We start from the raw sequence: 22,061 nt of genomic DNA on the forward strand, positions 1-22,061 counted from the left end.
TTTGAATTTCGTCAATCAGATGGGCGAAAGTCGCTGCGGTAGAGGCCGGGCGATCGTCCGGTCAATCGTTTGAATGCCTGCGAGAACGACGGCACCGATTCATATCCGACGGCGCGCCCGATCTCGCCAATGTTCTGGTTCGTTTCCCGCAGAGCCTTGGCGGCAAGGTTCATCCGCCACCGGGTCACATAGGACAGCGGCGGCTGTCCTACCAGTTGAGCGAAGCGACGCGCGAAGGTGGCCCGGGACTGTGCTGCGCCGCTGGCAAGGGAAGCGATGGTCCAGGGATTGCCCGGCCGCTCGTGGATCAGGCGCAAAGCCTGCGCAATGCCTTTGTCGCGCAAGGCGCCAAACCATCCCCCTGTTCCGAGTGGCTGATGTTCGATCCAGGCGCGCAACAAGAAGATCAACGTGCTGTCGAGAAGGCGTGGGGCGACAATGTCGTGGCCGCCGAGATCGCCTTTCGCTTCGACCTGCAGAAGTTCCAGGGCAAGCCGCAGCGGCTCGCTGGTGTCGATCTGATTCCGGGTCAAATGAATCAGCGGAGGAAGCAGCGAAACCATCGGATATGGCCCGACGCCGTCGAGTGAATATCTCGCACAAAGAAGAGTTGTCGCGCCGCTCTCGCTTTTCGGTTCCAGTCCGCTCCGATTTGCGGAAAGGACGGCGGATATCGATGCCGTCGGTGCATCCGCCGGATTGCAAAGGGCATGCCCGATACCGCTCGCGACAAGGATGACATCTCCCTCGCCTAAGCGGATCGGCTCCCTTTCACCGGCTAACCGCAGCCAGCATTCGCCGTTCTGTATGACGTGGATGGCGGCATTCCTTGTCGGATCCACCGAAATACCCCATGGCCGATGCAGGGTCGCGCTGCCGATCATGGCGCTGCCAAATCTCAGCGAAGCAAGAACTTCGGACAAGGCGTCCATGAGAACCATCCTCCAACGATGAATAGGACGACGATATTAGACGATTGGATAAGAATCCAGGCGAATAGCGTATCGACCATCTCACAAGCGTGGCTGATTATGTTGGCAAGATCGGCCTGCGGACGCTCCTGTCCACAACAGGCAGAAGCAGGCACGGGAAGGAGCAAAAACATGCGTGACGAACCATCAAATCCAGTTCCAGCCAAGACCCATAATTTGCTCGACACCAACAAGGCGATCGTCCTGGACTTCATCCACAAAGCAGTAAACCAAGGCAACATCGAAGCTGCTTCGATGCATTTTGGCGAACGCTACATCCAACACAATCCGAACATTGCGGATGGTGCGGAAGGCTTCAAAGCCTATCTGCAGCAGCTCAAACAGTCATTTCCCCTCGTGAAGGGAGAGGTGAAGCGGATTTTTGCCGAAGGGGATTTCGTCATCGTGCACATGCACGCAAAACGCGAACCGGAGGAGGAGGGCCTAGCCATTGTCGACATTTTCAGGCTGAAGGACAGCAAGCTGGTCGAACACTGGGAAGTTCGGCAGCCTATCGCCGATAGCAAGCTGCACGCCAACAGCATGATCTGAATGCACATAGGCTCTCAGGCTGGCTTGTGCCCGCACGTTTCGCTGATTACGCTGCCGGCGGCAGGGCCAACGCCGGGAGACCATCCGTGAGCATCGAATTCTTGTTGAGGTCGCTGATTGTCGTGGCTTCGCCCGGTACCGGCGTTCTCTATACGCTGAGCGCCGGGCTTTCGCGTGGTGCGCGCGCCAGCATCATTGCCGCTTTCGGCTGCACGCTCGGCATCATTCCGCACATGGCGGCCGCCATCACCGGCCTCGCGGCACTGCTGCATACCAGTGCCGTCGCCTTCGAGACGCTGAAATATCTCGGCGTCGCCTACCTGCTCTACATGGCCTGGAACACGCTGAAGGAGAAGGGCGGCCTGAGCGTCGAAGAAAATGTCGCGCCGCGCTCGGCCGGCAAAGTGATCACTTCGGGCATCCTCATCAACATCCTCAATCCGAAGCTGTCGATCTTCTTCTTTGCCTTCCTGCCGCAATTCGTCAGCACCACCGAACCGCATGCGCTGTCGAAAATGCTGGAGCTCAGCAGCATCTTCATGCTGCTCACCTTCGTGGTCTTTGTCGGCTATGGCATTTTTGCTGCGTCGATCCGCAGCCATGTCGTGTCGCGGCCAAAGGTGCTGACCTGGATGCGCCGTACCTTCGCCGGAGCCTTTGTCATGCTCGGCGCCAAACTGGCGCTGGCGGACCGGTAGACAGGAAGATCGCGGGCAGCGCCAACCTAACCCTTCACGTAGCCCATGGCCTCGACGATCTGCCCGTCCGCCACGCGCATCAGGTTGACGCCGCGCAGCGAATTGCCGTCGGCCATCCAGTAGCGCCAGCGGATCGTCGCCCGGTCGCCGGCGACGAAAGTTTCTTCGATGTCGAAGCGCGTGCCGGGTCCGGTCGCGATCGCCGACCACAGTTCGACGCAGGCGCCCTTGCCGATGCGGCGGGCGCCGTCCGGGGCCGGCGTGGTGTTCTCGATCACGCAATCTTCCGCCACCAGATCGTCGAGCGCCGACGGGTCGTGGCGCTGGAAGACGTCGTTGTAGCGCCGCATGATCTCGGCCGTTTCGGCGGAGCGTTTGGCTGCGGCGATGTCGATGACGAGTTCCTGTGTCATTGGATATTCCTTCCCTTCAGTGATCGGTAGCGGTTTCGATGAGGCGGGCCTTGAGCGTGATCACTGCGACGCCGGCCAGCGCCCGCGACACGAGGCAGCTCTCCTTGGCCGTCTGCGCCAGCCGCTCGAACTCCCCCGCCGCCAGCCCGGCGACGCTTGCCTCGGTCTCCAGCTCGATACGGGTCAGCGTCGGTCCGGCCGCGGTGGCGCCGAGATGCGCTTTCGCGATCGTGTGGATGCGCGCGGGAGTGTAACCTTCGCGGCCGAGGACGGCGCTCAGCGCCATCGAGAAGCAGCCGGTATGCGCCGCCGCAATCAATTCCTCGGGATTGGTGCCGGGACCGTTCTCGAAACGCGACGGGAACGAGTAGGCGCCTTCGAAGACGCCGCTGCCGAGCTTCAGCCGGCCCGAACCTTCCTTCAACGATCCCTGCCATTGGGCCTCTGCTTCACGAATGGTCATTGTGTCTCTCCTTTGATTTGAGGGGTCGATCAGATTTTGGGGCGGACCAGTCAGGCGCTGTCGACGACCACTTTCCCGAAGACGTCGCCTTGCTGGAAATAGCGGTAGGCGTCGTTGGCCTCGTCGAAGGCGAACACCTTGTCGATGACAGGCCTAAGCCGATGCACCGAGATGGCGCGCAGCATGGCTTCGAGATTGGTGCGATTGCCGACGAACAGGCGGCTGATGGTGGCGAGGCTGCGCTGGTAGACCGGGCCGGGGATCTGCACCGTCCCGCCTTTCGCATCCTGTATGGTGAGAAGCACGATGCGCCCGTAAAGCGCGCAGGCGATCATCGATTGCGCGAAGGTCGGCGGGCCGCCGGTCTCGACGACGAGGTCGATGCCGCCGGTCTGCTCGCGCACCGCAGCACCCCATTCCGGCATGTCGGCGGTCGAGACGACGAGGTCGGCGCCCAGCGCCTGCAGCCGGTCCAGCTTCTCGTTGCGCGAGCTGACTGCCACGACACGGCAGCCGAGCAGCTTGGCGAATTGCAGCGCAAATAGCGCGACGCCACCTGAACCGATGACAAGAACCCATTGGCCGGGCTTCGGCATTTCGGCCGCCGTCACGGCATTCCAGGCGGTCAGGCCGGCGCAGGTTAGTGTCGCCGCTTGATGCCAGTCGAGATGATCGGGAAGCCGCACCGCCCATTGCTCGTCGAGCACGGCGTATTCGGCCAGCATCCCGTCCAGCGTGCAGCCAAGCTGGTCGATCAGACCGGTATTGATGCGGCCATCGATCCAGCGCGCAAAATAACTGCCGGTGACGCGGTCGCCGACGGCAAAGCGGGTGACGGCCTCGCCGACGGCAACGACTTCGCCGGCGCCGTCGCTCAGCGGGATAACGCCTTGGCGCGGCGCCAGCGGGTAGGTGCCGTTGAGGATCATCGTATCGCGGCGGTTGAGCGCGGTGGCGCGGACACGCACGACGATCTCGTGCGGCTTCGGCGTCGGCTGCGCCTCGTCGCGCATCACCAGGCACTTGGTCCCGCAGGTTCCTTCAAGACGATAACTGCGCATTTGCCCCTCGCATATGTAGACTGATCTACATATTATGTAGACCGATTGTCATATTCGAGGCAAGGCCTATAATGCTCACTCCTGACAGAGGTTGACATGGCGAACGACACCCGCACCCGCATACTCGAGACGACCGGGCTGCTGCTGAGGCAGCGCGGCTACCACGGCACGTCGCTCAACGATATTTTGAGCGCCTCAGGCGCACCGAGAGGTTCGCTCTACTTTCACTTTCCGGGCGGCAAGGATCAGCTGGTCATCGAGGTGACGCGCGACAGCGTCGCCGATGTGACGCAGAGGCTGGACGCCGCGCTCGCTGCCGAAAAGGACCCGGCGGTGGCTGTCCACCACATCTACCAGTCGGTCGCGCGCATGCTGGAAGACAATCGGTTCACGCTCGGTTGCCCGATCGCGCCCGTGGTGTTGGACTCGCCGATCGACATGCCGGAACTGGCCGAGTTGTGCCGGTCCGCCTTCGAGCAATGGATAGGCTTGCTCAGGGCGGCCTTCGTCAGGGCAGGGGTGCCCGAGCGCCGCGCGCACGCGCTCGCATTGCTGGTCGAATCATCGCTGGAAGGGCTGATGGTGATCGCACGCGCCACCCACGACCGTGCCCCGGTGCTGGCGGTAGCCGATGAGGTCGCGGCGCTGATTGAGGGCGCTTTGCCGGCCAAGAGTGCCACTGCCGCGGTGCATTGACGTTTATGCCTTCATCGCATCGAAGGCGGCGCGGCGTTCCGCCAAAAGGGCCAAGGCTGCAGCTCGACGATTGATGTTCTGCGCCGCCGCGACGCCTGGAAGTAACGGCATGGATCCTAGGGTCTCCGCAACGTCGCTTCGCTCCTGCTCCGCCCTAGGATGACGAAGCGAAGGGTTCGTTCAGCCAATCTCGAAGGTTTGCGATTTCGCTGTCTGTCGTCACCCGCTACACGGGGACGCACTCCCAATCTCCGCCACATCAACGAAAAAGGGCGGCATCGCTGCCGCCCTTTCCGTAAGCTTGCGAGATTGGCTGGATTAGAAATCCATACCGCCCATGCCGCCGCCGCCCATGCCGCCAGGCATGCCGCCGCCAGCCGACTCCTTCTTCGGAGCCTCCGCGATCATGGCTTCGGTGGTGACCAGCAGGCCGGCGACCGAGGCCGCGTCCTGCAGAGCCGTGCGCACAACCTTGACCGGGTCGACGATACCCATGGCGATCATGTCGCCATATTCGCCGGTCTGGGCGTTGTAGCCGAAGGTTGCCCCCTTGTTCTCAAGGATCTTGCCGGCAACGATCGATGCTTCCGCACCGGCGTTGGCCGCGATCTGGCGGGCCGGAGCCTGCAGCGCGCGACGCACGATGCTGATGCCCGCGGTCTGGTCGGAGTTGGCGCCGGTTGCCTTGATGCTCAGCGAAGCGCGCAGCAGTGCGACGCCGCCGCCGGGAACGATGCCTTCTTCGACGGCCGCGCGGGTCGCGTTGAGGGCGTCATCGACGCGGTCCTTCTTTTCCTTGACTTCCACTTCGGTCGCACCGCCGACGCGGATGACGGCAACGCCGCCCGCCAGCTTGGCGAGACGTTCCTGCAGCTTCTCCTTGTCGTAGTCCGAGGTGGTCTCCTCGATCTGCTGCTTGATCTGGGCGACGCGGCCCTGGATTTCGGCCTTCTTGCCGGCGCCGTCGACGATGGTGGTGTTCTCCTTGGAGATCGACACCTTCTTGGCGCGGCCGAGCATGTTCAGGCCGACATTCTCGAGCTTGATGCCGAGGTCTTCGGAAATGACCTGGCCACCGGTGAGGATGGCGATGTCTTCCAGCATGGCCTTGCGGCGATCACCGAAGCCCGGCGCCTTGACGGCAGCGATCTTCAGGCCGCCACGCAGCTTGTTGACGACCAGCGTGGCCAGGGCCTCGCCTTCGACATCTTCCGAGATGATGACCAGCGGCTTCGAGGTCTGCACGACGGCCTCGAGGATCGGCAGCATGGCCTGCAGGTTGGAGAGCTTCTTCTCATGGAGAAGAATGTAGGCGTCTTCCAGATCCGCAACCATCTTCTCGGCGTTGGTGACGAAGTAGGGCGAGAGATAGCCGCGGTCGAATTGCATGCCTTCAACGACTTCAAGCTCGGTCTCGGCGGTCTTTGCTTCCTCGACGGTGATGACGCCCTCATTGCCGACCTTCTGCATCGCTTCCGCGATCATCGAGCCGACCGACACGTCGCCATTGCCGGCGATTGTGCCGACCTGGGCAACCTCTTCCGAGGTCTTGATCTTCTTGGCGTTCTTGATCAGCGTCGCGACGACGTCGGCGACGGCGAGGTCGATGCCGCGCTTGAGGTCCATCGGGTTCATGTCGGCGGCAACCGACTTGTGGCCTTCCTGGACGATCGACTGTGCCAGAACGGTCGCGGTGGTGGTGCCGTCGCCGGCGATGTCGTTGGTCTTCGAAGCAACTTCGCGGACCATCTGCGCGCCCATGTTTTCGAACTTGTCCTCAAGCTCGATTTCCTTGGCGACGGTGACGCCGTCCTTGGTGATGCGCGGTGCGCCGAACGACTTGTCGATGACGACGTTGCGGCCCTTGGGGCCGAGCGTGACCTTCACCGCGTCGGCGAGGATGTTGACGCCGCGCAGCATGCGCTCACGAGCGTCGCGGGAGAATTTTACGTCTTTGGCAGCCATTTTTTACTCCTGGGCATTTCGCCCGAAATTCAGATTGGATGGTGCGGATGAAAGGCGGCGTGTCAGCCGATGACGCCCATGATATCGGCTTCCTTCATGATCAGAAGGTCTTCGCCGTTGAGCTTGACTTCGGTGCCCGACCACTTGCCGAACAGGATGCGGTCACCGGACTTGACGTCCAGCGGGACGAGCTTGCCGACCTCGTCACGGGCGCCGGAACCGACGGCGATGATCTCGCCTTCCTGCGGCTTTTCCTTCGCCGTATCGGGGATGATGATCCCGCCGGCGGTCTTCGCTTCGGACTCGACGCGGCGAACGACCACGCGGTCATGCAGCGGCCGGAAATTCGACTTTGCCATTTTTGGATTTCCTTGGTGCGAATGTTGAACGGTTCTCCGTTGCCGGAGCGTGCTTAGCACTCAGCCGAAGCGAGTGCTAACGCGGCAATGAGATAAGCCGCATGCTCCTGCTAGTCAAGACGGAAGAGCAAAGAGCAAAGAGAAAAGAGCAGACAGCAAAGAGAAGAGAGTAAAGAGCGTGTAAGCATCGAGCCTTTTATGTGAACAATGTCGGGTATCAGACATATATGGGGCGGCTCACCCTTTGTATTTGAGCTTTATTCAGATGGCACGAATGATGCAACGGGTGATGCATTTGATCTCATCCAGAGGCTCGCACGGGGTCGTGCTGCGTCAGCTCGGTCATGTCGAGCTTCAGAAGGCCATTTTGGCATTGGTTCTGTTGCCCTATCGCCATTCATGACCAGTCCTGCGCGCGTGAGCCGGCCGGCTAGATTCCAACCACGAGAGCGCCGCCGCTGAGACCCGCACCCGCCGCCGACAGAAGGATTTTCTCTCCAGGCTGGAATGGCTTCATCTGGTTGGCGAGCGAGAGCGACAGCGGGATCGTCGCGGCCGAAGAGTTGCCGTATTCGGCAATCGTCTTGACAATTGCTTGGTCCGCGATGCCGAGGTTCCTCCCGACCGCGTCGAAAATCCGAGTATTGGCCTGATGCGGCACGAACCGGCCGAGATCGTGTGGCCGCACTCCGGCAGCGGCTAGAGCGCTTGTCGAGCAATCGGTCATCATCTCCACGGCCATTGCGAACACTTCGCGGCCGTCCGTCATCCTCATTCGGGTTTGCGCGAGATCGAGGTCACCGTGGAACGGCTTGTTGCTTCCTCCTGCGGGAATCTGGATCAGCCCGTATCGCGAGCCGTCCGAATCCACCGAGGCACCGAGAATGCCCCGATCAGCATCATCGCACTGACCGATCACCAGGGCGCCGGCGGCATCGGCAAACAGGACCGAGCTTGCGCGCTCGGCTGGATTGATGCGGCGGCTGAGGATGTTGGCGGCGATAACAAGGCTCGCTTTGCCGTGCAGGCGGGTAAATCCGTCCGCGAACATCAGCGCATAGATGAAGCCGGCGCAGGCGCCGGTCAGATCGACAGCGCCGGCGCGGCCCAGCCCCAACCGATGTGCGACCAGGGGCGCGCTGGGCGGCAGGAGGTGATCGGGCGTCGAGGTGGCAAGTAACAGCAGACCGATGTCGTGGCGCGCAATGCCGGCGTTCGCCAAAGCCATGTCGCCGGCTTGCGTGGCCAAGCCAGACAGCGTGTCTTCGTCCGTTGCCCAGAAGCGCGAACGAATTCCGGTGCGCCGCTCGATCCAGCCCGGTTCGAGGCCGAGATTGTTCTCGATTTCGGCATTGGCCACCTTTCGCCCAGGCGCATGATGGCCAAACCCGAGAAGGCGCGACGACCTGCTCATGGCCTCGAACCGAAGCGTTCGCCGGCTTCCTCGATGGCGTCATAGAGCCCGTCCAGCTCCTCGCCGGTGATGCAATAAGGCGGGAGAAGATAGAGGACATTGCCGAGCGGGCGCACAAGGAGCCCGCGCTTGAGGAAAAAAGCGCGCAGTTTCGGGCCGATTTCGGCCAGATAACCGGCTGAGCCGGCGCGAAGATCGAGCGCCGCAATCGTGCCGGTCGTCCGCTTGTCGGTGAAGTAGGGATTGTCGCGAAAGCGTCTAAGCCCGGCGGCCTGCTTCGCGCTCAGGGCCGCGATCCGCTCGGCCACCGGCTCGTCCTGCCAGATCTCGACATTGGCGAGTGCTGCCGCGCAGGCAATCGGATTGGCGGTGTAGGAACTCGAGTGGAAAAAGGTCTTCTTCCTGTCCGTCGAATAGTGAGCCTGGAAGATGGCATCGGTGGCGAGTGTGGCCGCCAGCGGGATGGTGCCACCGGTCAGGCCCTTCGAGGTGCACAGGATATCCGGAGAAATCGATGCCTGCTCGCAGGCGAACATGCTCCCGGTGCGGCCCCAGCCGGTCATCACCTCGTCGGCGATCAGCAGCGTGCCGGAGGCTTCGGCGATCTTCTTCAATCCGGTCAGAACCGAGGCCGGATACATCCGCATGCCGCCGGCGCCAAGCACCAGCGGTTCGATGATCAGCGCGGCGGCGCGCCGGTCGCGGCTGACGGCCTCGAATCTATCCAGCGTTTCCTGCTCGCGGCCGGCGGCCGGGAAGGGAATGGTGTCGACCTCGAACAGCAAGGGTTCGTAGGCGGCGTTGAACACGCCACGGGCACCGACGCTCATCGTGCCGATCGTGTCGCCGTGATAGCTGTGCTCCATGACGACGATGCGCGAGCGCGGCGCGCCGATGTTGCGGAAATAGCCGAGCGCCATCTTCAGCGCGACTTCGACGCTGGTCGAGCCGCTGTCGGAATAGAACACCCAGTCGAGTCCGGCGGGAGCGAGTCCGACAAGCGCCTTGGCCAAGCATTCGGCAGGCTCGTGCGTGAAACCTGCGAAGATGATCTGGTCGAGGCTCGAGGCGGTCGTCTCGATTGCCTTTATAATGCGGGGATGGCGGTGGCCATGTGTGACGACCCACCAGGAGGAAATGGCGTCCAGAATGCGCACGCCATTGGCTTTGTGGAGATAGGCGCCTTCAGTCAGGACGATTTCAGGGATTGCCGGCTCGAGCGCGTGCTGGGTGAAGGGATGCCACACACGGGAATGCGGCATCATTCGCCTCCGGCAATCAAAGCGAGGTCGAAGCCGGCAATCATCGCTTGTCTCAGCGTTTTGTCCGTTAGCGGATCGAGGTGCGGCAGCCTGCCGAGTTGCGGCACGTCGCCGAATTCCACGATCGTCCGTTGCGTATCGGTCATCTCATCGCCGATGAAGGCGATGCCAGCCAGCGGGATAGCGCGCGCCCGCAGGGCCTCGATCGACAGCAGGGTGTGATTGATTGTTCCGAGCGCGGTGCGGGCGCACAGAATGACCGGCAACTGCCATTGCTCGAATATGTCGATGAACCTTGTCCGGCGGTTCAGCGGCACCATCAGCCCGCCGGCGCCTTCGATGACGAGCGGTGTCGGCAGGACCGGAAACGAAAGATCGGCAGCCTCGATCGAAACGTCGTCGATTTCGGCCGAACGATGCGGCGAAAGCGGGCTCTTCAAGCGGTAGGCTTCCGGCAGCACGCGCCCCGACGGCAGCCCGGCAAGTCGCGCAACCGCCTCGCTGTCGGTCTCGCCGTCGAGGCCCGATTGCACCGGCTTCCAGTAGAAGCCGTCAAGCAGGCCGGCAAGCCCGGCCGAAAACACCGTCTTGCCAATTCCGGTGTCTGTTCCGGTGATGACGATGCGCTTGGTCATGTCGCCTCCGGTCATGTCTGCGCCAACACCTCGACGAGCGCCTCGACCATGGCGGAAATGTCGGCTTCGCCGATATTGAGCGTCAGTGAGATGCGCAGCCGCGACGTGCCCTCGGGCACGGTCGGCGGACGAATGCCGCGTATGTCGAAGCCGCGGGCCTGCAGGCGCGCCGCCATTGCCATGGTGCGCCTGACATCGCCGATCACCAAGGGCTGGATCTGAGAGCCACTTGGCATCACACCGCAGCGATCGACCAATTGGCGGCCTGCGAGGGCAACGCGTTCATGCAGCTGAACACGCCGCATAGGCTCGTCGGCGAGCATTGCGAGCGCTTCGCGCGCCGCGACCGCCATCAGCGGCGATGGCGCGGTGGCGTAGATGAATGGCCGGCAACGGTTGATCAGATACTCGCACAGTGTCCTCGGCCCGGTCACGAGCCCACCAGATGCGCCGAGCGCCTTGCCGCAGGTGTGGAGCGCGACGATGTTGTCGCGGCCCTCGAAAGCGGCGGCCAGCCCCCGGCCGTCCGGTCCCCAGACGCCGGTGGCGTGCGCCTCGTCGACGACGAGGAATGCCTCGTGCCGATCGGCAAGCGCGACCAGGCTCTCCAAAGGCGCGCAGTCGCCATCCATGCTGTAAAGGCTTTCCACCGCGATCCAGACGCATCCCATGCCGCCTTCGGCGCGCCAACACGTGATCGCATCCTCGACAGCATCGACGTCGTTGTGCGCGGCCAGCTTGAACTCGGCGCGCCCGGCCTGCGCACCCTCATGCATGCTGGCATGGGCGAGCTCATCGAGGACCAAAAGGTCGCCCTTCTGCGGCAGCGCAGTCAGCAGAGCGAAGTTGGCGATGTAGCCGCTGCCGAAGAATAGCGCGCCGTCGGCTCCAAAGAATGCTGCCGCGTCTGCCTCGAGCTGCTCGTGTTCCGGTGCATTGCCGCGCAACAGCCGCGACCCGGTGGCGCCAACCGGCGTGCCCCGCGCAATCGCCGCCACAACCGCTTCGCCAAGTCTTTTGGAGGCGGCAAGCCCGAGATAGTCGTTCGACGAGAAGTCGAGCCCGGCGCGCGGCTTCAGCGTCCGCAGCCGGTCCTTGCGCGCCAGTCCCTGCAAGGTCGCCTCATAGCGGGCAAGCGGTGCCCCGTTCATTGCGCCTCGAGTTCCATCGGCTCGATGCCGAGGCGCCGGAACAGCAGGGTATCCTTGTCCTCGCCGGGATTGTCCGCCGTCAGCAGCGTGTCGCCGACGAAGATCGAGTTGGCGCCGGCAAAAAAGCACAGCGCCTGCATCTCGTCGGTCATGGCCGTGCGGCCGGCGGAGAGACGGATATGCGATTTCGGCATCATGATGCGTGCCAGCGCGATCACGCGCACGAATTCGATCGGCTCGATGGGCTTGGCGTCGGCAAGCGGGGTGCCGGGGATCGGGATCAGCATGTTGATCGGAACGCTTTGCGGATGTTCCGGCAGGTTGGCCAGCGTCACCAGCATGCCGATCCGGTCCACCGGCTCCTCGCCCATGCCGACAATGCCGCCGCAGCAGACATTGATGCCGGATTGGCGAACGTGCTCGAGCGTCTCGAGCCGCTCCGCAAAGCTCCGCGTGCTGATGATCTCGCTATAGTAGCGTTCCGACGTATCGATGTTGTGGTTGTAAAAGTCGAGACCAGCCTGCTTCAGTCGAGCGGCTTGCTCAAGATCGAGCATGCCGAGCGTCATGCAGGTCTCCATGCCCAGCGCCTTGACGCCTTCGACCATCGCCACCACCGCATCCATGTCGCGCGCCTTGGGGTTTCGCCAGGCCGCGCCCATGCAATAGCGGGTTGCGCCGGCGTCACGCGCTTTCTTCGCCTCGACGATGACGCGCCTGACCTCCATCAGCTTCGACGCCTTCAGGCCGGTCTCGTGATGCGCCGACTGGCTACAATAGCCGCAATCCTCCGGGCATCCGCCCGTCTTGATGCTGAGCAGCCGGCTGAGCTGGACCTTGTTTGGATCGAAATTCTGGCGGTGCACGGTTTGCGCGAGGAAGAGGAGATTGTTGAAGGGGGCATCGTGAAGTGCCTGAGCCTTCTCCAGGGTCCACGCTCCAGGGTCAGGGGATTGAGCCTGTGGCGATGTCTGCGTTGGACTGGCTGTTTGCATGTCCATGCTGTTCTCCGGTTCTGCCTTGCTTTGCTGTCTGATTGACGACGATCGGAAAGGACAGTTGATTCGATCCTGTTCGTTCCTCAGGCAATCATGAGTCCCAATAGTCGAGGCCGATATCCAGGATCGGCGCGCTGTGGGTCAGTCGGCCGACTGAAATCAGATCAACGCCGGTCGCGGCAATCGCTCGCGCTGTATCGGACGTGATCCCGCCAGAAGCCTCGGTGATAGTGCGGCCACCAACGATTGCGACCGCGCGGCGAAGATCGGCGAGGGACATGTTGTCGAGCAGAACCGCATCGGGAGCGAAGCCAAGTACCTCCTCCAACTGGGCCAGCGTATCGACCTCGACTTCGATCTTGACGAGATGACCGGCCCGTCTTCGTGCTCGCTCGAGCGCCGGGCGAACGCCGCCTGCGATGGCGATGTGGTTGTCCTTGATCAGAATTGCGTCGTCGAGGCCGAAACGGTGATTGGATCCGCCACCCGCGCGCACCGCATACTTTTCGACTGCCCTCAATCCGGGCGTCGTCTTGCGCGTGCAGACGATCTTCGCGCCATATCCACGAACCGCAGCGACGATCGATGCCGTTGCTGTAGCGATGCCGCTCAGATGGCACAAAAAATTGAGTGCCGTCCGTTCGGCTGTGAGAATGGCCCGGGCAGGGCCAACCACTGATGCAATGACCTCTCCATCCATGACATTGCAGCCGTCTGCCCGCTCCACCGAAATTTCGACATCAGGATCAATCAAGCGGAAAGCGAGCATCGCCAGATCGAGGCCGGCGACAACTCCGGACTGGCGCGCCGCCAACACGGTTCCCGCTTGGTGTTCCTTCGGGACGATGGCCTCCGTGGTCAAGTCGCCGGCTCTGCCAAGGTCTTCAAGAAGAGCTGCCCTTACAAGCGGCTCAAGCATGACCGTGGGAAGCGGTGAGAGCGTCATCACTTTGCCCCTTCGAGGCTTGGGGAGTTTCCGAGTTCCCGCGCAGCGGCCAAGGCGGCTTCGAGGGTGATTTCGGACCGTCGGGCGACAGTCGCATGATGAGGAAAATCTGTCCGGTAATGAGCGCCGCGGCTTTCTTGGCGCAACAAGGCGGCAACCGCGATCATTAGCCCGACAGCCGCCGCATCCGAGGCCGCGTCCTTGCTTTCGGCGAGCGGCAATAAGGCACGTGCGGCTGCTTTCAAACCTTCACCATCCCGGACGATGCCGAGTGCGCGCGACAGGAAAACACGCACGGGTGTCGGAGCGGGCGATGGGTAAACGTCCGCAAACGCAGGCTTTGTTCTGCGAGCAGGCGTTCCGGCGACACTTTCAGCGACCCAGCGGGCGCATACGACGGCCTCGGTCAAGGAATTGCTGGCGAGCCTGTTGGCGCCATGCAGTCCTGTCGAAGCGACTTCGCCGCAGGCCCACAGCCCCTTGACGGACGTCCTACCGGAGCCGTCCACGGCAACGCCACCCATGTGGTAGTGTTGGGCCGGACGAATGGGGATGAGATCGCGCGCGGGATTGATGCCGGCTCCACGACAGGCTGATGCGATTGTCGGGAAGTGTCGAGCAAATTCCGGGCCAGGCCGTTGCCGCGCGTCGAGAAAAACACGGTGGCCGTTGGCAAGATGGTTCCAGACGGCGCGCGCCAAGACATCACGAGGCGCAAGTTCCGCCCCTGGCACGCTCTGGAGAAAAGCCTGGCCGGTTTCGTCGATCAGGGCAGCACCTTCGCCGCGGACGGCCTCGCTGACCAGCACCATAGGGCGTTCCGGGCCGTCAAGCGCGGTCGGGTGGAACTGGATGAACTCGAGGTCGGCAAGGACAGCTCCAGCGCGGGCCGCAAGCGCCAGGCCCTGTCCGCAACTGCCCCAAGGATTGGTGGTGTCGAGAAACAGTCCCCCGATCCCACCGGTGGCGAGGACGACCCGCCGTGAGCCGAAGAAGACAGGTCCTATCGAACCGCTCGCCCAGACGCCTCGGATCGCATTCTCTCGCACCGCCAGCCGGCGCGCTTCCACGCCCTCCACGACAACAATCGACGAAGTGGAACGCACAGCCGCGATCAGGGCACGCATGATCTCACGGCCGGTGCCGTCACCATGCGCATGAACGATGCGACGTCGGCTGTGTGCGGCCTCCAATCCGAGGCACAGCGATCCTTTCGGCGTACGGTCGAAGGGAACCCCAAAGCCCGCAAGCCCCTCTATCGCCTTGGGCGCGGCTTGGAGGATGCGGCTCGCCACGTCTGTGTCGCAGAGACCATCCCCGGCGGCAAGCGTATCGGCCAGGTGCAGTGCCGGATCGTCGTCTTCGCCGAAACTTGCAGCCAGACCACCCTGTGCCCAGGTGCTCGAATTGTCAGCTCCCAGCAGCGTCCTGGACAGAAGAAGCACCGGCTCCGGCGCCAGTTGAAGCGCGGTCATCAGTCCGGCGATGCCGCCGCCGACGATGATGGGCCGCCCGAAGAAGCTGCGGATATCGGCGCTCAAATTGCCAGCATCCGTTCGACCGCAAGCCGCGCGCGCCCGGCGATCCCGGGTTCGATGGTTACGACATGGTGGTTCTGCTCGAGCGCCGTGCGGATGTTGGCAAGTGTGATCCGCTTCATGTGCGGGCACAAATTGCAGGGCCGGATAAACTCGACCTCTGGGTGCGCTAACGCGACGTTGTCGCTCATCGAGCATTCGGTCATCAGCACGACACGTGGCGGCCTTTGTCTTTCGACATAGTCGGACATGGCAGCGGTCGAGCCGGAAAAATCTGCTTCAGCCACGACGTCGGGCGGGCATTCGGGATGCGCAAGCACGATCACGCCGGGATGGCTTTCGCGCAACTCGCGGATGTCGGCCGGTGTAAAGCGCTCATGCACCTCGCAATGCCCTTTCCAGGCGATGATCTGCACATCGGTCTGGGCGGCGATATTCTGGGCCAGATATTCGTCCGGCAACATGATCACCTGGGGAACGCCAAGGGATTGGACGACCGCCTTGGCGTTGCCGGATGTACAGCAGATATCCGACTCGGCTTTCACTTCGGCCGACGTGTTGACATAAGTGATGATCGGCACGCCGGGATAACGCTGGCGCATCAAGCGCACGTCTTCTGCCGTGATCGATTCCGCCAACGAACAGCCTGCCCGCAGATCGGGAATGAGCACCGTCTTTTGCGGATTGAGCAGCTTGGCCGTTTCGGCCATGAAATGTACGCCGGCCAGCACGATGACTTGCGCCTCGATCGTCGCAGCCTTGCGGGCCAGTGCCAAGCTGTCGCCGACGATGTCGGCCACGCAATGGAAGATCTCGGGCGTCTGATAGTTGTGCGCCAGGATGATGGCGTTGCGCTCGCGCTTCAGTGCAAGGATCGCCTCGATATCCTCGACGAAAGCCGGCCATTCGATCGGCGGGATCACTCGTCGGACGCGCTCGTAGAGAAACGCGGCCGTCGGCAGCATGGCGCTCATCGACCCCTCCAGCTTATACTCTAGTTGAAAATAACCAGCATATACTTGCTGTGAGTATAAGGGATGTCAACCCCGCGCCAGCGGCAATTTTGTCCCGGCGATGACCCTCTCGTCGAGAGCGGCGTGGCGGAACCGGTAAAGCTTCGCTGGCCGGCCGCCGGTCTCCGTGGTGGCCTCTCCGGTCTCTTCGACCAGCTCCTGCTGCTCGATCAGGCGGCGAAAGTTCGGCTTGTGGATGAGCCTGCCGGCGAGCGCCTCCACGGTTCGCTGCAGCTGCAAAAGCGTGAAGACCGGCGGCATCAGCTCAAAGACGACCGGCCGGTATTTGATCTTGGAGCGCAGCCGCGCAATGCCGGTCGCCACGATGCGGCGATGATCGGCGACCATAGACTTGCTGGGCACCAGCGGAGGCGGCGTCGCGTCCCGTCCGCTTCCGGCCTCTTGGACCAGGCCTGCTTCGTAGACCAACTCATAGCGTTGAAGCGTGAGTTCCTCGTTCCAAAGGCGGTCGTCGAAGCCGAAGGCTATCGTCGCCCGCTGCCAGCGTTCACGTCGCGCGGCCGCGTCGCTGACGCCGTCTGCCCATTCAATCAGGCGCGGTCGCAGAACGTCCAGCACGACCGGAGGCGTGCCGGAGCGGTGGTCCTCCCATGGAAAATATTCATACCAACTCTGCCAGCCGCACTTGGGCGAGCCAGCTGCCTGTTCCTTGCGGGTCAATGCGAGATAGCTGATGGAGATGACGCGTTGCTGGCGCTCGGCGCCGATGCGATCCCGATCCGCGAAGGTGTAGAGTTGCTCAATATACCCCAGCGGATGGCCGGTCTGCTGCTCGACCCACCCCCTCAAACCGGATTGCAGCGATCGGTGCTCAAGCGCAAATGGTCCGGAGGGCAGGGTGTCCGCCTGGCCGATGGTGAGGACACAGGGTTCACTGTCGTTTACGGCGACGACAAAGGCGATCAGGTCCACTTTGACTTCGTCGGCCTTGACGGCGGCTCTGTCTTTCCTGGGTCCTATTGCCTGATCGTCCATGTTCGCGAAAGTGGTTGGCCAGCTCGGGGGCGCCTGAATCGATTTAAGTGTAAGCGCGCCTGTCCGCACGTCAACACCGCACAGCTGCACGGCCATTTTTTAGCTCTTCGCACTTGCACAAAAATGTGGCAAACGCGACACCCGCGGTTGGTAACGTTGGGGAAGGAGGGTCCATTGAGTGCGTTTGGTGACACCAAGGCGATTACACCGCCGGATATTCGTTCGCGTAAAGGTGGGACGCCGCTCGTCTGCCTCACCGCCTACACGACCCCAGTCGCCCGGCTTGTCGATCCCCATTGCGATGTGGTGCTGGTCGGCGACAGCGTCGGCATGGTTCTGCACGGCCTGCCCTCGACGCTCGGTGTGACGCTGGAGATGATGATCACGCACGGCCAGGCCGTGCGCCGTGGCCTCGAGCAGGCGCTGATGGTGGTCGACCTGCCGTTCGGTTCCTTCGAGGAAAGCCCCGAGCAGGCTTTCCGCAATGCCGCGCGCGTCATGGCCGAGACCGGCTGCGCGGCCGTCAAGCTCGAAGGCGGCGAAACGATGGCAGAGACGATCGGCTTCCTCGCCGCGCGCGGCGTGCCGGTCATGGCCCATGTCGGCTTGACGCCGCAGGCGATCAACACCATCGGTGGCTACCGCGTGCAGGGCAGAGGCGGGGATGCCGAGCGCATCAGGCGCGACGCGCTTGCGGTGAGCGAAGCGGGCGCCTTTGCGGTCGTGCTGGAGAAGGTTCCCGAGGCGCTCGCCCGCCGGATCACCGGGGAGGTGGCGACCCCGACCATTGGCATCGGTGCCTCGGCAGCCTGTGACGGCCAGATTCTCGTCGTCGACGACATGCTGGGCCTCTTCGGCGACTTCCGGCCCAAATTCGTCAAGCGCTATGCTGAACTGGGGGAGGCCGCTGCGGCTGCGATCGCGGCCTATGCGCGGGAAGTGAAGGAGCGCCAGTTTCCGGCCGCCGAGCACGTGTTTGCCGATGCGCCCAAGCCCACCGACGCGGACGGCACCAAGAGCGGAGAAGCAGCGTGAGCGTGCCGATTGTCAGGAGCGTTGCCCAGCTTCGCGAAATTGTCGCCGCATGGCGCCGCGAGGGCGTGAGGATTGCCGTCGTGCCAACGATGGGTGTCCTGCATGAGGGCCATCTCAGCCTGGTGCGCGCGGCACTCGTGAAGGCCGACCGGGTGATCGTGACGCTCTTCGTCAACCCGAAGCAATTCAACAGCCAGGCCGATCTCGCCGCGTATCCGAGCACCGAGGACGAGGATGCCGCCAAACTGGCACCGCTTGGCGCGCACCTGCTTTATGCGCCGGATGCAGAGGAGATGTATCCGGCGGCCTTCGCCACGACCGTTTCGGTGTCCGGTGTCAGCGAGGGCCTGTGCGGTGCCTTCCGGCCGGGACATTTCGATGGCGTGGCGACCGTCGTCGCCAAGCTCTTCCTGCAGACCAGCGCTGACTTCGGCTTCTTTGGCGAAAAGGACTTTCAGCAGCTTCAGCTAGTCAGGCGTATGGCCCGGGACCTGGATATTCCAATCACCATTGTTCCTTGTCCGACAGTCCGCGAAGCCGACGGTCTTGCACTATCATCGCGCAATGTCCGGCTCTCGCCAGCAGAGCGTGCTGTTGCCCCCAAGCTCCCATCGGTATTGCTCCAGACGGCTGAGCGGCTTGCCCGCGGCTCGCCCGTCCTGCCAACGCTTGCCGATGCGCGCGCAGCAATTCTGGCTGCGGGCTATCGCGAGGTCGAATACCTGGAACTTCGCGACGAGGCAGATCTGCGACCGATGACAAGCCTTGACCGACCGGCACGCTTGCTTGTCGCGGCCTGGCTCGGCGGCACACGGCTCATAGACAACGTCAGAATATCACGGGTTTCAACAGATTAACGGGGTTCTCGGCACGCGCTGTATCCGTCCGGGGATCGTTTAAAACAAGGTCTCTGCCTGGCATCGAGCGATCACGGAGGTTACGCAAAGCGCAAATGCATCGCGTGTTTGAGAACTTCGTCGAGCAACTGTCTGCGAGTGTTGATGCTGCCGATCTCCGTGAGGCAATGGCATCCGCTGCAGCCGGCTTCGATTTTCCGCTATTCGCCTACTTCACTTACCCGTCGGCCCCCGGCGACGCCCCGCAATTGATCTCAAACTATCCTTCATCCTGGACATCACGTTATCTGCAACAGCGGTACCACAGTCTTGATCCGGTCATCCTGCGCGGGCTGCAAGGCTGGGATACCTTCGATTGGGGTGTGGATCGCGCTCGGCACTGTCTGCCGAATTCGCAGCAACAAATTCTGGAGAGTGCGGCTGAGTTTGGCATCCGCGGCGGCCTGACGATATCCATGCATGATCATCGCGGCCGGTTTGCTGCCCTGACCTTTGCTTCCGACGAGTCCCGCCCGCCTCTGTTGCGGTCACTGACACGTTACGAAAAAGCATTGCAGCTGGTGGCCATCAACTTTCATAGCCATGTCCGGCGCAGGCTCGCCGACGATCGCGTGGTGGACGGTGTAACGCTCACCCCGCGGGAGTTCGAGTGCCTGAAATGGGCGGCGCGCGGCAAGTCGGCTTGGGTTATCAGCCAGCTTCTCGGCGTCTCAAAGCGCACCGTGACCTTTCATCTGGAAAACGCCAAGGCAAAGCTTGGCGTTCGAACGATCAACCAGGCCGTTGCACGACTGGCTGCCTCCGGCCAGGCGAGATCCTGATTCGTCGGCCACGATAGCTGTAAACCTCTACAGGCTGCATCGCTGCCGGCTTTGCCCTTCGATGGCGGGAACACATCCCGCACGGAGGCGACCATGATGCAGCTGATAACACCAGACCTTTACGACGAGTTCGCAAGCGAGCTCAAAGAGATGCACGGGCTCAGGTTTCGGGTGTTCAAGGAAAGGCTCGATTGGGAAGTTGATACCGAAGACCAGATGGAAACAGACCCGTTTGATGGTCTGAAGCCTGTCTATCTGCTCCTCAAGGGATCCGACTGGCGAATTCGCGGTTGCGTGCGTCTTTTGCCCAGCACCGGACCCACAATGTTGCGCGACACGTTCCCGGTGCTGCTGGGTGCTGACGTCGTGCCCTCGACTGCCGACATATGGGAGAGCAGTCGTTTCGCGCTCGATCTCCCTCCGTCGGCGCCCAAGGCAGCGGGCGGGCTGGCCCAGGCAACCTACGAGCTCTTCGCGGGCATGATCGAGTTCGGCTTGGCCAAGGATCTGACCCGGATAGTAACGGTGACGGACACGCGCATGGAACGGATCCTTCGCCTCGCGACGTGGCCATTGTCGCGCATCGGACAACCCAAGTCCGTCGGCAAAACGGAGGGGGTGGCCGGGTTTCTCGAGATTTCCCACGCGAGCCTTTTGCGCATCCGCAGCAGGGGACGTCTGAGCGGACCGGTGCTGTGGCAACCGGTTCTAGGCCCGTCGGCATTGTGGACACCTGAGCCGTGAAGCGTGCTGGTCTGCCCAAGGAAGCGACGGTCGGTCTTGAATGCTGGCCGGACTGGCGTCGTCACGAAGCTTACCATTACGCCAGACGATTGCCACGCACTGCCCGGGCCTGGGAGTTTCTTCGGCGCAATCCACAATTCCAGCGCGACCACGCCAAAATGGCACCGTCCGCCTGCATTGTCGGAGCCCAGGCCGACATGAAGATAATCGAGTTGACGACAGGATCATCTTTCCTAAGACAATGGAGCCTCCTTTTTCGCGGACGCGCCACAGTCGGACGCTACGTCGGCAAGGGTCTTTTGGGATCCGCGCGACTGCGCCCGTATTCTACGGGCGGCCGCGGAGCCGGTTGGGCTCGACCACGGTTTTGAACCGCTTGACCTTTTTTCGCTCTCATGCTGCAAGGACATCCTGCTGACGCCTGCCGGCGTGCAGCACGTGCTGCTGAGGGAGGACTGCCGGAGTCTGCAGATCGCCCTTTCCGGTGCATCCGTTCTCCGCCCGTTGCGGCTATATGTCGACGCGATCGTGCAGCCGCAGCACCTGAAGTTCCATGTCGCTGCCCTTCAGTTCCTGAGCGACATCAATGGTTGCGGCCGCCTGGCAGCTGCTTGCTTTCCGCCGGAACCCCGCGGAGCGCGTCTGCGGATCGTGCTCCAGGCTTTGGATGGCTCGCTTGCGGGAGCATCTCATCAGGAGATCGCCATTGCCCTGTTCGGGAGACGCCGTGTCGAAGAAGATTGGTCTCATCCAGGTAGCCATCTTCGCGATCAGGTGCGTCGCGCCATCCAACGTGGCCGCTACCTGATGAGCGGCGGCTATAGACAGTTCCTGATGTAATTCGGGTGCCAGCTTGGTGATTGTCTTGTTAGAAAACGCGCAGGCATCATCTCCATTTCTCACTGCTATTGTGCCTTGTACAAAACGTAACACGCGCCTAGTTCTTCCGCTGCGGGAATCGGGTTTGAGTAATACGGACGAAGCACTGAGAACCAAGGCTTTTGTGATAGTGCATTCATGCCCCGAGAATCCTGATGACCGTTACGAACCCCCAGAAAGCCGGCGCTGACTGAAACGGTCGCTGAACGTGCTCTGTGGCGTGCGCCGCCTGACTCTCGGTTTCGGCCATGCCGACTAACAGCGTATTGATAGGCCATCGCGGGCTAAGCTCTACCGGCGAAAGCCGCGTCAAACTGGCAGGCAATCAGAAACTTGATCGGCGGCGACGATGATTATGATCAACGTGACGAACACGTGAATCATGCCGACGGCGCCGACGTTGCCGATGATGATGATGCCGATCATGCGTCGCTGACGCTGCCTAACTACAGTGCTTGTGATCATGCCGATCACCGCGTGATCATGAGCGGCGGCGGTCCGTGGTCAGGTGCGTAGCCGGGATGGTTCGCGCATGGCCGATTGTTCCTTCGTGCCGCGGGGTGTGGGCTTGCGTTCGGGCATGAGGGCGTCAGG

Annotated in this window: 25 protein-coding genes; 10 read left to right on the top strand and 15 right to left on the bottom strand. The window is 62.4% G+C overall.

What is annotated here, in order from left to right:
* Positions 1–11 precede the first annotated feature (11 nt).
* Positions 12–941, bottom strand: coding sequence for an AraC family transcriptional regulator (locus tag NKI17_RS24945; RefSeq protein ID WP_084641214.1), 930 nt, complete (start codon positions 939–941; stop codon positions 12–14).
* A gap of 90 nt (positions 942–1,031) precedes the next feature.
* On the opposite strand from NKI17_RS24945, the gene NKI17_RS24950 reads away from it, so the two are divergent.
* Positions 1,032–1,523 carry a nuclear transport factor 2 family protein gene (locus NKI17_RS24950; RefSeq protein WP_352906939.1) on the top strand — a complete coding sequence of 164 codons (492 nt, stop codon included), beginning with the start codon at positions 1,032–1,034 and terminating at the stop codon, positions 1,521–1,523.
* Between the two features lie 86 nt (positions 1,524–1,609).
* Positions 1,610–2,221: a LysE family translocator gene (locus NKI17_RS24955; protein ID WP_352906940.1), complete on the top strand. Its 612-nt coding sequence runs from the start codon at positions 1,610–1,612 to the stop codon at positions 2,219–2,221.
* A 26-nt stretch (positions 2,222–2,247) separates the two neighbouring features.
* Here the strand turns inward: NKI17_RS24955 and NKI17_RS24960 are convergent, their stop codons facing one another.
* From NKI17_RS24960 to NKI17_RS24970, 3 genes are read right to left on the bottom strand one after another with little or no spacing between them, the layout of a single operon-like run.
* Positions 2,248–2,634 carry a nuclear transport factor 2 family protein gene (locus NKI17_RS24960; RefSeq protein WP_352569753.1) on the bottom strand — a complete coding sequence of 129 codons (387 nt, stop codon included), beginning with the start codon at positions 2,632–2,634 and terminating at the stop codon, positions 2,248–2,250.
* Positions 2,635–2,650: 16 nt separating this feature from the next.
* A complete protein-coding gene (locus tag NKI17_RS24965; RefSeq protein ID WP_352569755.1) occupies positions 2,651–3,097 on the bottom strand; it encodes an OsmC family protein in 447 nt (148 codons plus the stop codon).
* A gap of 50 nt (positions 3,098–3,147) precedes the next feature.
* Entirely contained in the window at positions 3,148–4,158 is a 1,011-nt protein-coding gene (locus tag NKI17_RS24970; RefSeq protein WP_023677599.1) for a zinc-dependent alcohol dehydrogenase family protein, read from the bottom strand.
* A 96-nt stretch (positions 4,159–4,254) separates the two neighbouring features.
* Here NKI17_RS24970 and NKI17_RS24975 point away from each other — a divergent pair, with 96 nt between their 5' ends.
* Positions 4,255–4,854 carry a TetR/AcrR family transcriptional regulator gene (locus tag NKI17_RS24975; protein WP_352517833.1) on the top strand — a complete coding sequence of 200 codons (600 nt, stop codon included), beginning with the start codon at positions 4,255–4,257 and terminating at the stop codon, positions 4,852–4,854.
* 318 nt (positions 4,855–5,172) lie between these two features.
* Here NKI17_RS24975 and groL read toward each other — a convergent pair whose 3' ends face one another.
* The 11 genes from groL to NKI17_RS25030 all read right to left on the bottom strand — a co-directional run bounded on the left by groL (position 5,173) and on the right by NKI17_RS25030 (position 17,131).
* Entirely contained in the window at positions 5,173–6,819 is a 1,647-nt protein-coding gene (groL, locus tag NKI17_RS24980; protein ID WP_352906941.1) for a chaperonin GroEL, read from the bottom strand.
* Between the two features lie 62 nt (positions 6,820–6,881).
* Positions 6,882–7,178 (bottom strand): co-chaperone GroES, encoded by a 297-nt coding sequence (groES, locus tag NKI17_RS24985; protein WP_352692538.1) that lies wholly within the window; start codon positions 7,176–7,178, stop codon positions 6,882–6,884.
* A gap of 430 nt (positions 7,179–7,608) precedes the next feature.
* Positions 7,609–8,592, bottom strand: coding sequence for a 3-oxopimeloyl-[acyl-carrier-protein] synthase BioZ (gene bioZ, locus NKI17_RS24990; protein ID WP_352788662.1), 984 nt, complete (start codon positions 8,590–8,592; stop codon positions 7,609–7,611).
* Entirely contained in the window at positions 8,589–9,854 is a 1,266-nt protein-coding gene (locus NKI17_RS24995) for an adenosylmethionine--8-amino-7-oxononanoate transaminase (protein ID WP_023679598.1), read from the bottom strand. Before NKI17_RS24995 ends, bioZ begins: the two co-directional genes overlap by 4 nt.
* Positions 9,854–10,489, bottom strand: coding sequence for a dethiobiotin synthase (gene bioD, locus NKI17_RS25000; RefSeq protein WP_023679599.1), 636 nt, complete (start codon positions 10,487–10,489; stop codon positions 9,854–9,856). Before bioD ends, NKI17_RS24995 begins: the two co-directional genes overlap by 1 nt.
* Before the next feature lie 11 nt (positions 10,490–10,500).
* The gene (locus tag NKI17_RS25005; protein ID WP_352788665.1) at positions 10,501–11,640 is read right to left on the bottom strand and encodes an 8-amino-7-oxononanoate synthase; all 1,140 of its coding nucleotides are present in this window, start codon (positions 11,638–11,640) and stop codon (positions 10,501–10,503) included.
* Positions 11,637–12,635, bottom strand: a complete 999-nt coding sequence (gene bioB, locus NKI17_RS25010; RefSeq protein WP_352788701.1) for a biotin synthase BioB — start codon at positions 12,633–12,635, stop codon at positions 11,637–11,639. The genes NKI17_RS25005 and bioB overlap by 4 nt, the downstream gene beginning before the upstream one ends.
* Before the next feature lie 94 nt (positions 12,636–12,729).
* Positions 12,730–13,584 carry a carboxylating nicotinate-nucleotide diphosphorylase gene (nadC, locus tag NKI17_RS25015; RefSeq protein WP_352643785.1) on the bottom strand — a complete coding sequence of 285 codons (855 nt, stop codon included), beginning with the start codon at positions 13,582–13,584 and terminating at the stop codon, positions 12,730–12,732.
* Positions 13,584–15,125: an L-aspartate oxidase gene (locus NKI17_RS25020; protein ID WP_352643786.1), complete on the bottom strand. Its 1,542-nt coding sequence runs from the start codon at positions 15,123–15,125 to the stop codon at positions 13,584–13,586. Before NKI17_RS25020 ends, nadC begins: the two co-directional genes overlap by 1 nt.
* Positions 15,122–16,096, bottom strand: a complete 975-nt coding sequence (nadA, locus tag NKI17_RS25025) for a quinolinate synthase NadA (protein ID WP_352643787.1) — start codon at positions 16,094–16,096, stop codon at positions 15,122–15,124. Before nadA ends, NKI17_RS25020 begins: the two co-directional genes overlap by 4 nt.
* Before the next feature lie 66 nt (positions 16,097–16,162).
* Positions 16,163–17,131 (bottom strand): NUDIX hydrolase, encoded by a 969-nt coding sequence (locus NKI17_RS25030; protein WP_352625301.1) that lies wholly within the window; start codon positions 17,129–17,131, stop codon positions 16,163–16,165.
* Between the two features lie 174 nt (positions 17,132–17,305).
* On the opposite strand from NKI17_RS25030, the gene panB reads away from it, so the two are divergent.
* The 7 genes from panB (at position 17,306) to NKI17_RS25065 (ending at position 21,983) form a co-directional block, all read left to right on the top strand.
* Entirely contained in the window at positions 17,306–18,166 is an 861-nt protein-coding gene (gene panB / locus NKI17_RS25035) for a 3-methyl-2-oxobutanoate hydroxymethyltransferase (RefSeq protein WP_352625282.1), read from the top strand.
* Positions 18,163–19,023 carry a pantoate--beta-alanine ligase gene (gene panC, locus NKI17_RS25040; protein WP_352625284.1) on the top strand — a complete coding sequence of 287 codons (861 nt, stop codon included), beginning with the start codon at positions 18,163–18,165 and terminating at the stop codon, positions 19,021–19,023. Before panB ends, panC begins: the two co-directional genes overlap by 4 nt.
* Positions 19,024–19,118: 95 nt before the next feature.
* Positions 19,119–19,844 carry a LuxR family transcriptional regulator gene (locus tag NKI17_RS25045; RefSeq protein WP_352625286.1) on the top strand — a complete coding sequence of 242 codons (726 nt, stop codon included), beginning with the start codon at positions 19,119–19,121 and terminating at the stop codon, positions 19,842–19,844.
* Between the two features lie 93 nt (positions 19,845–19,937).
* On the top strand, positions 19,938–20,588 hold the full coding sequence (locus NKI17_RS25050) for an acyl-homoserine-lactone synthase (protein ID WP_352625288.1): 651 nt from the start codon (positions 19,938–19,940) through the stop codon (positions 20,586–20,588).
* Complete coding sequence (locus tag NKI17_RS25055; protein WP_352906942.1) at positions 20,585–20,959, top strand: transcriptional regulator domain-containing protein; 375 nt, start codon at positions 20,585–20,587, stop codon at positions 20,957–20,959. The genes NKI17_RS25050 and NKI17_RS25055 overlap by 4 nt, the downstream gene beginning before the upstream one ends.
* A gap of 280 nt (positions 20,960–21,239) precedes the next feature.
* Positions 21,240–21,428, top strand: a complete 189-nt coding sequence (locus NKI17_RS37045) for a DUF2285 domain-containing protein (RefSeq protein WP_502894601.1) — start codon at positions 21,240–21,242, stop codon at positions 21,426–21,428.
* Between the two features lie 372 nt (positions 21,429–21,800).
* Positions 21,801–21,983 carry a hypothetical protein gene (locus NKI17_RS25065; RefSeq protein WP_352625292.1) on the top strand — a complete coding sequence of 61 codons (183 nt, stop codon included), beginning with the start codon at positions 21,801–21,803 and terminating at the stop codon, positions 21,981–21,983.
* Positions 21,984–22,061: the final 78 nt, after the last annotated feature.

It is taken from the genome of Mesorhizobium sp. M0816 (genome assembly GCF_040320005.1).
Lineage (GTDB): Bacteria > Pseudomonadota > Alphaproteobacteria > Rhizobiales > Rhizobiaceae > Mesorhizobium.